The 14,824-nt window shown below is 60.0% G+C and carries 4 protein-coding genes; 3 read left to right on the forward strand and 1 reads right to left on the reverse strand.

What is annotated here, in order from left to right:
• Positions 1-37: 37 nt before the first annotated feature.
• The gene (locus tag J3P94_RS07990) at positions 38-313 is read right to left on the reverse strand and encodes a hypothetical protein (RefSeq protein WP_305499507.1); all 276 of its coding nucleotides are present in this window, start codon (positions 311-313) and stop codon (positions 38-40) included.
• Between the two features lie 233 nt (positions 314-546).
• Between J3P94_RS07990 and J3P94_RS07995 the strand changes: the two genes are divergently transcribed.
• Genes J3P94_RS07995 through J3P94_RS08005 form a run of 3 tightly spaced genes read left to right on the forward strand, consistent with a single transcriptional unit; the run spans position 547 to position 14,676 of the window.
• Positions 547-2,253 (forward strand): ShlB/FhaC/HecB family hemolysin secretion/activation protein, encoded by a 1,707-nt coding sequence (locus J3P94_RS07995; protein ID WP_434572506.1) that lies wholly within the window; start codon positions 547-549, stop codon positions 2,251-2,253.
• A 22-nt stretch (positions 2,254-2,275) separates the two neighbouring features.
• Positions 2,276-14,248, forward strand: coding sequence for a filamentous hemagglutinin N-terminal domain-containing protein (locus J3P94_RS08000; protein WP_434572508.1), 11,973 nt, complete (start codon positions 2,276-2,278; stop codon positions 14,246-14,248).
• Complete coding sequence (locus tag J3P94_RS08005; protein ID WP_434572510.1) at positions 14,245-14,676, forward strand: hypothetical protein; 432 nt, start codon at positions 14,245-14,247, stop codon at positions 14,674-14,676. Before J3P94_RS08000 ends, J3P94_RS08005 begins: the two co-directional genes overlap by 4 nt.
• Positions 14,677-14,824 lie beyond the last annotated feature (148 nt).

Raw genomic sequence — 14,824 nt, forward strand, 5'->3', positions numbered from 1 at the left:
CGGCCTGGGCAGTCCTTTCCTATCCGCGCCAGGCTGATCACTCGGCCTTGTTCTGCGCCTCTTCAAGCTCCTTCAGGCGCTTATCGATCAGTTGGCATTTGTCCGGTACGTCCTTGCTGGACGTTTCCAGGTTCATCGCCTGCAATTCTTCATTCATTTCCTTGGCCTTGGCCGGATCCTGTTCGGTGAGCTTGGTCACTTTATCCGCCAGTTGCTCGCGCTTGATGGTCGCCTCTTCGGGTGTGCAGGTGGCCCAGGCGGGCAGGGCGCAGGTGAGGGTGGCGGCGAGGGTGAGTTGGATGAGGTTTTTCATGGCTCGGGCCTCGTATTCCTTTGTTGGGCAGGTAGACGGTTGAGGCCGGGCTGCCAGGGAAAGTTCATTTGCGCGGTTCCCGGTAACGAGGTTTCCCGATTTTCAGGATCGTCTGGTTTCGGATGAATGGTCGCGACACCCCGCTCAAAGCTCGAACGGTTGGTTGACGTCAAAATGATGGCTCATTAATATCGCGCCACTATTTTGATGTCACTGATTTCGAGGGATCGAACATGTTCTCACCCGCCCCTTGGGCGAGGTTGTGCCTGGCTTTGCTGTGCCTCTCTCCGCTTACCCTTGCTCTCGCCGCGCCGACGCCCGGTGACACCGACCTGATCCGCGAGCGCCAGAACCGCTTGCTCGAAGAGCAACGCCGGCGTCTCGAGGAACTCAAGGACTTGCCCGGCAAGGAGGCGCAACCGGCCCAGCCGACGACGCCCGCCGAGACTCGCTGTTTCACGATCAAGACCATCGAACTCAAAGGCGCCGACAGCCTGTCCGCCAGCGAGCGCGAGCAGTTGCTCAAGCCCTACATCGGCCAATGCCTGGGCGTGCCGCAGCTTAACGAACTGCTCAAAGTCATCACCGACCATTACATCGAGAAAGGCCTGGTCACCAGCCGCGCCTACCTGCCGCAACAGGATCTGTCCGCCGGGCATTTGAGTGTGTTGGTGGTGGAAGGGCGTCTGGAAGGCCTGAAGGGCGCCGAGAACAGCCGGTTGTCACCGCTGGAGTTGGCGATGGCGTTTCCCGGCAAGACCGGCGAGTTGGTCAACCTGCGGGAAATCGAACAACTGGTGGACCAGCTCAATCGCCTGCCCTCGAACCAGGCAAAAATGGAGCTGACCCCCGGTCAGAACGTCGGTGGCAGTGAAGTACAGGTGACCAACGACCCGCAAAAGCCCTGGCGTGCCGGCCTGTCCCGCAGCAACGACGGCCAGCGCAGCACCGGCGAGCAACAGTGGGGCACCAGCTTTGAATGGGACAGCCCGCTGGGGTTGGCCGACCAGTTGATGTTGCGCGGCGGTCACGACGCGATGACCGACCACCAGCACACCTCCAACAACGCCATGCTTTATTACAACCTGCCCTGGGGCTGGTGGAACTTCAGCTACACCTACAGCCAGAGCGAATATCGCTCGCAGATCCCGGCCAACGGCTTCAACTTCAAGCAGACCGGCGACAGCCAGAACCATCAGCTGCGCGTCGAGCGGGTGATCCATCGTGACGCCGTCAGCAAGACCTCCCTCAACACGGGCCTGGCGTACCTGCGCACCAACAACTTCATCGAAGACAGCAAGCTCGATGTCAGCAGCAATCGCCTCAGCGAAGGCCAATTTGGCATCAACCATGGCCGCCGGATCGGCAACGCCTTCGTCAACCTGGACCTGGGCGTGCAGCAAGGCATTGGCGCCTTCGATGCCCAGGGTGATAACGACCCGGGCCCCGGCCAGGCCGACGCGCGTTACCGCAAGTACACGGCCACCGCCAGCTACCTGCAACCCTTCAAGGTGTGGGGTGAGTCGTTCAGCTTCAGCAGCCTGATGACCGGCCAGCGCAGCGAAGACGTGCTGTTCAGCCCGCAACGCATGAGCCTGGGCGGGCAGTCGTCGATACGTGGCTACAAGGACCAATCGTTGTCCGGCGACAGCGGCGGCTACTGGCGCAACGACCTGCGCTGGAGCCGCCCGGTGACGCTGGAGTGGCTGCGCCCGGTGTTCGCCGAATACGGCACCAGCCTCGGTTATGACCAGGGCGTGATCCGTGGCGATCGCTACAACGACGATCAGCACGGGCGTATGTCGAGCAACTCGCTGGAGCTGTTTGCCCGTGGCCAGCACCTGAGCGCCAGCGTCACCTTCGCCCATTCCCTGGAACGTCCGGATGCCCTGACCGAGCGCGAAGCGCCGATCTACTTCCGCGTAGACGTATCCATCTAATCTGCTGCAACGAGACCTGATCATGGACGACCGCCAACACGCCTTCCTGGCCCGCCAACCTTCTGCTGCCCTGGAAAACCGCGAGCGGTTTCTCGGGATGCCCAAGCGCGGCCTGGCGTTCCTGTTGGCCAACGTCATGTTCTGGCAACCGATGTGGGCCCAGGCCGACGGTATCGTGGTCAGCGCCCCGGGCACCGGCCTGGATCGGGCCGGCAATGGCGTGCCCATCGTCAACATCGCCAAGTCGAATGCCAACGGTCTGTCCCACAACCAGTTCAAGGACTACAACGTCGGCAGCAACGGCGTAATCCTCAACAACGCAACCTCGCGCACCCAGTCCACGCAGCTGGGCGGGATCATCCTCGGCAACCCGAACCTTAACGGCGCGGCCGCCACGACCATCCTCAACGAAGTCAACGGCGGCAGCCCCAGCCAGTTGCGCGGCTACACCGAAGTGGCCGGGCAATCGGCCCATGTCATCGTCGCCAACCCCTACGGCATCAGCTGCAATGGCTGCGGTTTTATCAACAGCCCGAAAGTGACCTTGAGCACCGGCAAACCAATCGTCAAAAACGGTCGGCTGGATCGTTATCAAGTGGACCAGGGCAGCGTCGCCATCGAAGGCGCGGGCCTCAACGCCAGCAATGTCGATCACTTCGAAATCATCACCCGCAGCGCCAAGATCAATGCCGAGATTCAGGCCAGGAACCTGACGATTGTCGCTGGGCGCAACGACGTCAACGCCGACACCCTCAACGCTACTGCCCGCGCCGACGACGGCAGCGCCAAGCCGGAACTGGCGATCGACTCCTCGGCGCTGGGCGGGATGTACGCCGGCGCGATCAAACTGGTCGGCACCGAGGCTGGGGTTGGGGTGAAGCTGGACGGCAAGTTGATTGCCAGTGGCGGCGATATCCAGCTCGATGCCAATGGGCATTTGAGCATGGTTGATACCTCGGCCAGCGGGGCGGTCAACGTCAAGGCGGCGAGTCTTGACGCGAAGGGCCCGGTTTACGCCGGCACGACGTTGAATGCGCAGACCCAGGGTGACCTGAGCAATCAGCAAACCCTCGCCGCGCGGGACAGCATCACGTTGAATGCCGGTGGGCAGTTGAGCAACAGCGGCATTATTGAAGCCGGAGTGAATGCCGACACCACGCGCAATGCTTCGGGTGATGTGAGCCTCACGGCCCAGAGCCTGAACAACAACGGCAAGAGCATCGTCGCCAGCCGTAACCTCACGGCCAACGTTACGCAAACCCTGAACAACCAGGCCGGCACCCTGAGCGCCGGGCAAACCGCCACGGTAAAAGCCGGGACGCTGGACAACCAGAACAAGGGGCGCGTGCTTAGCAGCGGCGCGCTGGGCGTTACTGCCGACAAACTCCTCAACACCCAAGGCACCGTCAGCAGCAACGGCAACCTGACGGCCAATGTCGGGCAGTTGATCAACAACGCCGGTGAGCTCAGCAGCCTGGGCAACGTCACGTTGCGCGTTGCCTCGCTGGATAACGTCGCGGGTCTGGCGGCGGCGGGGCAGATGCTCGACGTCAGCGCCAGCGGCCAGATAAACAACCAGGGCGGGCGCCTCACGGCGAGCAAGAACGCCCAATTGAGCGCCGCGTCGCTGGACAACCGCCAGGGCTCGCTTTCGACCCAACAAGGGCTGAACCTGAACCTGGCGGGGCAACTGCTCAACGCGCAGGGCAGCGTGATCAGCAGCGACACGCTGCAGTTGAAGGCCGGCCAGGTGAACAACGCCGCCGGCCGCATCGCCAGTGCCAAGGCGCTGGAGGCCAGTGTCACCGGCCTGGATCAACAGGGCGGTCAGTTGTTCAGCAACACCAGCGTTGCGCTCGACCTCAACCATGGGCAGTTGAACAACCAGGGCGGGCTGATCAATGCCCCCGGCAGCCTATTGCTGAAAAACCTGGCGGCCGTGAACAACCGCGACGGCGAAATCTCCAGCAACCAGGCGTTCAGCCTGAATGCCACCAGCCTGGACAACAGCGGCGGCAACCTGAGCAGCGATGCAGACCTGACCGTAAACGTCGACGGCACATTGACCAACGTCGATGGCGAAATTTCCAGCGCCGGCCTGACCCGGCTCAACGCGCTGGCCTTGAATAACAGCAACGGCCAGGTGCTCGGCGATAACGCCTTGGACATTGACGTGGGCGGTGCGCTGGACAACCGCAACGGCGTCCTCGGCTCGGGCAAGGCTGTGACGATCAAGGCGGCCAGCCTGAACAACAGCGCCGGCGGCCAGTTGATAAGCGACGGCAGCCTGACCGCACGCATCAGCGGTGTGCTGGACAATCAGAAGGGCGAGGTGGTTGCCAAGGGGGCGATAGATCTGCAAACCGGCCATCTCGACAACCGCGGCGGTCGTCTGGCCGGCTCTGACCTGCTGAGCGTGCACAGCGATTCCGTTGATAACCGTGGCGGGAACCTGCGTGCCGACAAGGCCTTGCAGTTGACGGTCGATCAACTGGACAACCGGGAGGCCGGGGTCATTTCCGGCAAAAGCAGCGTCTCCTTCGACGGCGCGCGCCTGGACAACCGCGCGGGGTTGCTGACAAGCGTCGGCCCGCTGACCTTGAAAGCCAATGAAGTACAGAACGGCCTCGGTCGCATCTCCAGCCAAGGCCAACTCACTGCCAACCTCGGCGCCCTGCAACAGCAGGGCGGTGCGCTGGTCGCTCAAGGCAACCTGAGCCTGAGTGCCGACACGCTGGATAACCGCAACGGCGGTTTGGTCGGCACCACAAAGGCACTGGATCTGCAGGTCGGGCAGATCGACAACCGCGCGGGCGAATTGTCCGCCGGTCTTGGCGCAACGATAGGCGGCCAGCGGCTGGACAACAGCGAGGGCGGCAAGCTCATCGTCGGCACTGACCTGGAAATGAAAGTTGCCGAGTTGATCAACCAGAGCAAAGGGCTGATCCATGCCCAAGGCCACATGACCTTGAGCGGCAGCTCGCTGGACAACAGCGAGGGCCTGCTCAACAGCCTCAACGGACTGGTGATCACCCTCGATAACGCACTGTTGAACAGCAAAGGCCTGATCAGCAGCGAAGGCGAGTTGACTGTCGAGGCGGGCAGCCTCGACAACACCGCGGGCAGCCTGAGCAGCGCCGCGATGTTGTCGATTGCCAGCGGTGCAGGGTTGATCAACCAGGGCGGCTCCATCAGCACCGACGCCGCACTGACCGTCAAAAGCGCCAGCCTGGACAACAGCCAGAAAGGCCTGATCTCGGGCAAGGGCGCGACCCAGGTCACCACCGGGACCCTCGACAACAGCCAGGGCGGGCTCCTGACCTCGGGCAATACCCTCACGCTCAACGCCACGCAGGTGAACAACGCCGCCGGCCGTATTGCCAGCAGCCAAGCCTTGACCGCGTCGATCACCGGCCTGGATCAACAGGGCGGCGAACTCTTCAGCAACACCAGCCTCAGCCTGGACATGAACCAGGGCCAGTTGAACAACCAGGGCGGCTTGATCAACGCCTCGGGTGCGTTGCTGCTGAGCAACCTCAAGGACGTGAATAACCAGGGCGGGGAAATTTCCAGCAAACAGGCGTTCACGCTGGCGGCAGAAAACCTGGATAACAGCGGCGGCAAACTGCTGAGCAACCAAGGCCTGATGCTCAGAATTGCCCAAGTGCTGAACAATGCCCGCGGCGCCATTTCCGCCGCCTCGCTGGACAGTCGCAGCAACCGCCTGGACAACAGCGACGGCTTGATCAGCAGTCGTGACCGACTCGACCTGACCGTTGACACCTTGCTCGACAACCAGCGCGGCTCGTTGATTGCCGACGGCGCCCTGTTGCTGGTCGCTGATCGCCTGGACAACCGCGCCGGGAGCATCGCTGGCAAGACCGAGCTCGATGCCAGCGTCAGCGCGGTGGATAACCGTCAAGGCACGTTGATCAGCACCGACGCCCTGACGCTGAAGGCCTCCAGCCTCGACAACCGTCAGGCCGGCCTGGTCGGCGCGACAAAAGCGCTGGATCTCGACGTGGATGAGCTGGACAACCGTGGCGGTGAGCTGTCGGGTAACGCCGACGTCACGCTGGTCAGCCAGAACCTCGATAATAGTGACGGCGGCCAGGTGTTCGCCGGACAAGCGCTGAAGCTGACGGTCGATAAACTGCTCAACCGCACCAAAGGCCTGCTCAGCGCCAAGACCGAACTGGAGCTCAACGGCGGCTCGCTCGACAACAGCGGCGGCTACCTGATCAGCCAGCAGAACCAGCTCATCAACCTGAGCCGCGACCTGCTCAACAACCAAGGCCAGCTCAGCAGCGAAGGCACCCTGAACGTCACCGCCGCCCACCTGACGAACACCGGCGGCAGCCTGTCCAGCGCGGCGGACCTGACCGTGCACAGCCTGGGGCGCGTCGACAACCAGGGCGGCGAACTGGTCACCGACGGCGCGTTGCTGCTCACCAGCGCGGCGCTGGACAATCGTCAGCAGGGCAATATCAGCGGTAAAGGTGCGGTAAACGTCACCACCGGTGCCTTCGACAACAGCCAGAAGGGCCGGCTCAACAGTGGCGGCACGCTGAACCTGACGGCCGCCCAGGTCACCAACCAGGACGGCGGCCGCATCGGCAGCCAAGGCGCGTTGACCGCGTCGGTTACCGGCCTGGACCAACAGGGCGGTCAGCTGTTCAGCAACACTTCGCTGAGCCTGGATATGCACAACGGCCAGCTCAACAACCAGGGCGGCTTGATCAACGCCCCGGGCACCTTGCTGCTGAAAAACCTCAACGGCGTGAACAACCAGGGCGGCGAAATCTCCAGTGCGCAAGCCTTTACCTTGGCCGCGCAAAACCTCACCAACGACAGCGGCAAGCTGCTGAGCAGCCAAAGCCTGACCCTGCGCATCGCCCAGGCGCTGAACAACGTCAAGGGTATGATCGGCGCGGCCAGCGTCGATGCGAAGGCGCAAAACCTGAACAACAATGGCGGCACGATCACCAGCCGCGGCGGCCTTGAGCTGACTGTCGATCAACAACTGAACAACCAGGCCCAAGGCCTCATCAGCGCTGCGCAACTGCTCAACCTCAACAGCGGCGACCTGAACAACCAGGGCGGCAGCGTGTTGGCCGGCGGTGCGTTGGTCCTCAACGCCATGGCCCTGAACAACAGCGCCAACGGCCTGATCAATGCCCAAGGCGACCTCACCCTCGGCGCCGACTCCCTGGATTCCAGCAACGGTGGCGAAGTGTCGGCCAAGGGCGACATCAACCTGACCCTGGCATCGCTGACGCAAGACGGCGGCCGCCTGCTCGGCGAAAAAGCCGTCACCCTGAACCTCGGCAACGGCGACCTGAACAATCGCAACGGCCTGATCACCGGCAAAGGTCCGCTGACGTTCAATGCCTTGCGCGACCTGAACAACCAGGGCGGCGAAATCTCCAGCAGCCAGAGTTTCAACCTCAAAGGCCGGACCCTGGATAACAGCGGCGGCAAGCTGATCAGCAGCCAGAACCTGGGCCTCGACGGCCAGGCGCTGGTCAACCAGAACGGCTTGATCTCCGGCTGGCAAGGACTGCTGGTCAACGGCGCGAGCCTGGATAACCGCAACAACGGCACACTGTCCAGCCGCAACGGCAATGTGAACCTCAACCTGCTGGGCAACCTCCTCAACGGCAACGGCGGGGCGCTGGTCAGCCAGGGCAGCCTGGACGTGACGGCCGTTTTGGTGGACAACACCAAGGGCATTCTCAGCAGCGGCGGTGCGCAGAACCTCACCCTCAGCGGCGCGTTGGATAACGGCCAGGGCGGCCTGATCGACAGCGGCGCGGACCTGACCATCAAGGCCACTTCCGTGGCGAACGCCAGTGGCGCGGTCAATGCTCAGCAGGCGCTGACAGTCGACACCGCCGGGTTGAATAACCGCCAGGGCAGCCTGATCGGCAATGCAGCCGTCAACCTGAACCTCAATGGCGTGCTCGACAACAGCGGCGCCAAGCTTGCCAGCGCCGGTCCGCTGACCGTAAAAGGCGCGACCGCGATCAACAACCAGGGCGGCCAGATCGCCAGCCAGGATCAACTGACCCTGCTCACCGGCACCCTGGACAACAGCAACACCGGCACCGTCGCGGCAAAAAATGCCTTGGCGATCACCGCCACCGGCGCCGTGCAGAACCATAGCAACGGCCTGATCTACAGCCAGACGGCTGATGTCGAACTGAATGCCGCAAGCCTTGCCAACGGCAAGGGCGAAATGCAGGGCCAGACCGGCCTGGACCTCGAACTGAGCGGCAACCTCGACAACCAGGGCGGCAAACTCATCGCCCAGACCGGCGACGTCAGCGTTGGCGCCGCCAGCATCGACAACCGCGGCGGCACCCTTGCCGCACTTAAAGGCGCGATTGAAGCGCGCACCGTGGGCGTATTGCGCAACGGTCTGGACGTGAACAACAAGGGCGGCGTTATCCAGGGCCAGCGCCTGAACATCCGCGCCTTGGCCGGCCTGAACAACAACGGCGGACGAATCGCGGCCCAGGCCGGCGATGTCATCATCAACAGCGCCGACTTGAACAACCGCAACGGTGGCCTCTACGCCACCGGGCTGGTCAATGTCAGCGGCGCCAACCTGGATAACAGCGCCGGCCAGATCGCCGGCAATCGTATCGAGCTGGGCTTGAGCGGGGTATTGACCAACGCCGCTGGCATCCTGGAAAGCGACAGTACAATGGCGCTGCGCGCGGCGAGCGTTAACAACCAGGGGGGCAAGCTACGTGCGTTGGGTACCAGTGGCAAAACCGACTTCCAAATCGGCGGCCTGTTCGATAACCGCAACGGCAGTGTCGAAACGGCCAACGATGAGCTGACCCTCAACGCCGCTGACTTCCAGAACCTCGGCGGCAGCGTAGTGCACACCGGCAACGGCACCTTTGATATCTCCACCACCAACCTCACCAAAGCGGGCGGCAGCGTCGTCACGCGTGGAGCCCTGACGCTCGCGGCAGACAACTGGACCAACAGCAGCGTGATCCAGGCGGGACGGCTGACGGTTAATGTCAACAACCTGACCCTGACCAGCAGCGGGCAGTTATTGGCGTCCAACAGCTTCGTGGGTAGCGGCAGCAACTGGAGCAACGACGGGCTGATCGCCAGCGATGGTACGGCCAACCTTTTGCTGGGCGGAGCTTATAGCGGCAATGGGCGCTACAGCAGCGTGGGCAGCCTGGGATTGACGGCCGCCTCGATGAACCTGGGCAGTGCCGGCAGCGTTGCCGGTGGCGACATCTCGAATATCGGAATTTCCGGTCAACTCAACAACTCTGGCCGGGTGACGTCTGCCTCTGGAATGACCGTCAACGCGGGCTCAATCAACAACTTCGGGACCTTGGGCAGCAGTGGCAACCTTCGCCTGGCTGCGTCCAGCCTGCTGAACCAGAACGGCTTGATCTTCAGCGGCGGCGACATGGCGCTGCGCGTCAATGACTTTACCAACCGTTTTGCCGACGTTTACGGGCTGGGCAATGTCAGCATTGGTCGTGACGACAATGGGGGTTGGAGTGCATCGATTGCCAACGTCTCGGCGAGTATTGAGAGCGGAGGGGACTTGACCCTGGCGGGTGACCACATCGAGAACCGCAAGGATGTGTTTGAGGCTACGGGTGGGTTGGTTTCGGGGGCGATTGGGCTGCAGTGTTTTACGTGTTCGACGTTTGATGTGTTCGAACCTCGCTTTCCTGGGTACCTGGTTTGGGTTGAAAACTATCAATCGCAGATCGTCAAGGACTCGGCATCCGCCAGTTTGACAGCAGGACAAAATTTTATCGGCAACGGTCGAGAACTAACGAATAACGCTTCCGCTATCAGCGCAGGCAACGACCTGACGCTGAACTTGCAGAACTTTACCAATCAAGGGGCGGCTGTTGGTAATTACAGCGTAAGGCGTTCCTTTAACGGTCCCGGCGAAAATCTGAGTGCTTGGCGAGCGATCATGGATTACAACGCTGCCAACGACCCCGCTTATGATTCGGGGGCCGCTGGTTACTTGAATGGACATTTCATCAGCCCGAACTTGCGCGTATGGAACAGCCAAGGTGTTGAGTCTCTTTCCCGCATAGGTGGCCGTCGCGCGGGTGGCGAGGCGATGCGTTACATCAGGTTTGGGTCGATTTGGATAGAGTATGACGGTGGATTCTACGATTTCACTCCAGCGCATTACGACGACGGAGTGCGAACCCAAGCCCCAAGCTTCGTCAGGAACGCCGCTTTCTTCGAAAACACCATCACCTACGACGGCCCCTCAGACTACGCCAATGCAGTCGTTCAGGCAGGTGGTGCAGTCCGTATCAACGCAAGCCAGAACCTGACAAACAGTGTCGTCCGCGAGGGCGTCACGTTAAGCAGCGGTCCTTCGAAAGTAGGCTCGACCAAACTCGGCGGCCAAGTGACGCCGACCGTTGTCGAGATCCACGGACAGCTACCGCCTGACCTGGCACAACAGCAACTCAACCCATTGACCCTGCCAGGTTTCAGCCTGCCTACCGGGCAAAACGGTCTGTTTCGCTTGAGTGGCCAGGGTGGGTCGGCCCCGCAAGCGACACAGCCCCACATCGGACCACAAAGCTGGAGCATGAGCAGCGCCTCGATCAGCACTGCCCAGCGTCAGCAAGACTTGCCGGATATCCAGACCCGTAGCGTGCAGATCGGTGCCAGCGCCCCAGTGGCCTCTAGTGATCGACAACTGACCGCGACCACTCGTCAAACCACCGACAGCAATGTCAGCGCCAGCGCTCTCAATGTCAGTGCGCCCGTCGAAAGCGGCCACTCTACGCCAATGCCGGCTCGCAACAGCGGCCCTGGCGCTGTCACTCAAGTGGGGGGCGTCGACGGGACCAACCCAACGACGAACGTCGTTTCTACGCCAGTGACGAGCCAGACCATCACGCGCGTTCAAGGCTTGCCGGATACCTCGTTCAAATCCAACCCGCAGAAATACCTGGTCGAAACCAACCCGGTGCTCACAGACCTCAAGCAGTTCATGAGTTCGGATTATTTGTTGGAAAATCTCGGCTACGACCCGGACCAGAGCGCCAAGCGTCTGGGCGATGGTTTCTACGAACAAAAGTTGATTCAAGAGGCCGTCGTTGCGCGAACCGGCCAGCGCTTCATCGACGGCCAGACCTCTAACGAGGACATGTTCAAGTACCTGATGAACAACGCCATCGCCAGTAAGCAGGAGCTGGACCTGGCCGTGGGCGTGAGCCTCACCTCGGAACAAGTTGCGGCGCTGACTCACGACATCGTCTGGCTTGAAGAGCATGTCGTGAACGGCGAAAAAGTCTTGGTGCCGGTGTTGTACATGGCACAGGCCAACAACCGCCTGGCACCGAACGGGGCGTTGATTCAGGGGACTGATGTTCAGTTGATTGCTGGGCAGGATCTGAAGAATGCGGGGACTTTGCGAGCGACCAATAACCTCAGTGCCAAGGCAACTAACGACATCGTTAACAGTGGGCTGGTCGAAGCGGGTGGGCGGCTGGATCTATTGGCGGATAAGAATATCGTCAACAAGGCCGGCGGTATCCTTGCAGGACGTGATGTGAACCTGACCACTACCACCGGTGATGTGCTCATTGAGCGTTCCATCACGGCCAGCGGTGACAATAAGCGCCTGCATCGCGAATACGTCGACAGTGCTGCACGTATCGAAGCCGCGAACGATTTGACCATCAAGGCTGGGGGCAACTTCACCAGCAATGGCGGAGTCCTTCAGAGCGGGCGAGACACCACTATCAATGCAGTCGGTGATGCCAATATTGTCACCGCCGAACAGCGTAACAGTGGAACGCTCGGCAGACAGACTTCAAGCATCACTCAATATGGCTCTACGCTTGATGTTGGCAGGGACTTGGTCGTTCGTGCCGGACGAAACCTCGCGGAAGTGGGCAGCCAGATTGAAGCCAAGCGCGACATTGGCATGACTGCCGTGGAAAACGTATTCCTGAGCTCCGCTGCCAACGAAAGCCACTCTTATTCCAAATCCAAGAAAGTCACGACCCAAGAGGACCACGTCAAACAGGTCGGTAGCAGCATAAAGGCAGGGGGAGATATTTTCCTAAGCGCCGGCAAGAACATGGCGGTGGTCTCGACGCAGATCACCGCGGGGGACGAGGCGTATCTGGTAGCTGGCGAAAAACTTGAACTGCTGGCCGCGCAAGACACCGATTACTCGCTGTATGACAGGAAAAAGAAAGGCCGTTGGGGCAAGCAGCTTAAGCGGGATGAGGTTACCAAAGTCACTCACATCGGTAGCGAGATAACCACCGGCGGTAGCTTGAAACTGATGAGCGGGGGGGATCAGAAATATCAAGTTGCCAAGTTGAACAGTGGTGGTGATCTGACTCTGCAAAGCGGAGGCGCCATTACCTTTGAAGGCGTCAAGGATCTCGATCAGGAAAGCCACACAAAAACCAATTCGAGCATGGCCTGGAATTCCATGAAGGGCAAAGGCCACACTGACGAAACGCTGCGTCAAAGTGAGCTAGTGGCGAAGGGCGATCTGGTCATCAAAGCCGTGGACGGCTTGAAAATCGACATCAAACACATTGATCAGAAGACCGTCAGCCAAACCATCGATGCGATGGTACAGGCCGACCCTGAATTGGCGTGGTTGAAGGAGGCTGAAAAGCGAGGCGATGTCGATTGGCGTCGTGTGGAAGAAATCCACCAGAGTTTCAAGTATTCGAACTCGGGCCTTGGCGTCGCCGCCCAGATGGTCTTGGCAATTGTGCTGGCGGTGGTCACGGGCGGCGCTGGAGCAGGCCTGGTAGGGGCCGGCGCTGGAACCTTCTCGGCAGGCTTTGCCAATGCGGTTTTGATCGCGGTGGAAACCAGCGCAGTGAACAGCGCCATTAGCAACCAAGGTGATTTGGGCGCAGTTCTAAAAGACATCACCAGCAGCGAAAGTCTCAAGGGATATGTTGTTTCAGGGATGCTGGGAGGCATTGGAAGCAGTCTCGGCTATGACCCGACTAAGTTAGGCTTTGATTGGAATAGTGCCGGCCAAATCGTTCTGAAGACGACCGCGGACTCGGCAGTTCAAACCGCCCTACAAGGCGGCAGTTTGGGCGATAATTTTGTCAATAACCTGCTCGGCGCCGTTATTGATATTGCCGGAGCTGTTGCCGCCAATAAAGTCGGCAACCTGAACCTGCCTGAAGGAAGTCCGACCAAAATCGCCGCCCACGCCTTGGTCGGTGGTTTGAAGTCGATGGCAATGGGCGGGGATTTCAAGACCGGAGCCTTGGCGGGAGGAGCCAATGAAGCGCTCGTTAGGTATCTGGCGAAGCTGGCTCTACCCGAGGGGTATGATCCGAACAAGCCCGGAGCCGAGCAGGCTGAGGCCAACCTGTTGGCCATGTCGCAGTTGCTTGGTGTGCTCACAGCGGTGGTTTCAGGCAGCGACCCGACGATTGCAGCTAATATCGCCGCGAATGCCACCCAGTTTAATTTTTTAGGCGACCACGGCTATGGGCAGGCCGCGGCGTCTCTAGCTGAATACATGCTGAGCAACGGGGCGACTGCAGAGGAAGTTTCACAAGCTCAACGAGACCTCGCGCAGGGACAAGGTTTTGATGGCGTCCAACCGGCCAATGAGTTCATCAAGGCCTGGGGCCAGTTCATGCTCGGAGAGGCTACAAGGCTGGGGCTGCTTGCTTTTATCGGAAAGCTCGGTTCGTGGGGAACGAAAAGCGTAGAAGTACTCCCTGTAGTTAACAAGCCATTGGGCTTGGGTTCGACGGGCAGATCTACGCCTGCTAATTTGAGTGAAAAACTTGCAATGGAGCAGGCTATTTCAAATCCCGCCGCAGGTCGCCCGTTGCCCGTTCCGATGACTGATGCCCGATGGCCGGCAACGGATGGCTGGGTGAAAACGGCGCAAAATATCAATGGAATCGAAATTCACTATGTAAGAAACTCCGTTACTGGAGCAATTGATGATTTTAAATTTAAGTGAGTGAATATATGCTTGCCTTTTGCCTGGCTAACCTTGGTAACGCTATCCCATCAGTGCAGCGCTATTTGGGTGAAGTTGATGAGACTAGCTATACCCCATTATGTGTCGGGGAGAGTTACGTGGTGTATGCCCTGCTATTCATTTTCGATCGGGTGGATTTTTTAGTTCGGGCATCGGAACAGCCACCTTTTTGGGCTCCTAGTAATCTTTTTCGTTTGGTTGATACTAAAATTCCAGCGAACTGGGAGTTTCGTATTACTCAGGCGCATTCTGATTACGGCTGTCTTTTTGATACGTTTAAAATTAGCTATATCATGGGCTATCCTCTACTGGTGAATGACTATAAACACTATGCTGGTATCGTTGAGCGGGACCCTGTAGAAGTGCTGCGGTTCATTGAGAAAGAACTAGAGTTCATGCCGGGCTGATCAAAGTTTTTTGAAGAGTAATAGAGAAAAAGAAGAAAGCCGGGGGCTGAGAATATGAAAGAGAAAGGGGGGGCAAGAGAGGAAATAAAAGGAAAAAAAGGGGAAAAAAAGGGGACGGATCTATTTTTCTCGTGACTAGCGGAATGCT

The organism is Pseudomonas sp. Z3-8, assembly GCF_051131975.1.
GTDB lineage: Bacteria > Pseudomonadota > Gammaproteobacteria > Pseudomonadales > Pseudomonadaceae > Aquipseudomonas.

Coding starts and splice junctions, on each gene's coding strand:
- J3P94_RS07990 (WP_305499507.1), bottom strand. CDS start 313: ATGAAAAACCTCATCCAACTCACCCTCGCCGCCACCCTCACCTGCGCC.
- J3P94_RS07995 (WP_434572506.1), top strand. CDS start 547: ATGTTCTCACCCGCCCCTTGGGCGAGGTTGTGCCTGGCTTTGCTGTGC.
- J3P94_RS08000 (WP_434572508.1), top strand. CDS start 2,276: ATGGACGACCGCCAACACGCCTTCCTGGCCCGCCAACCTTCTGCTGCC.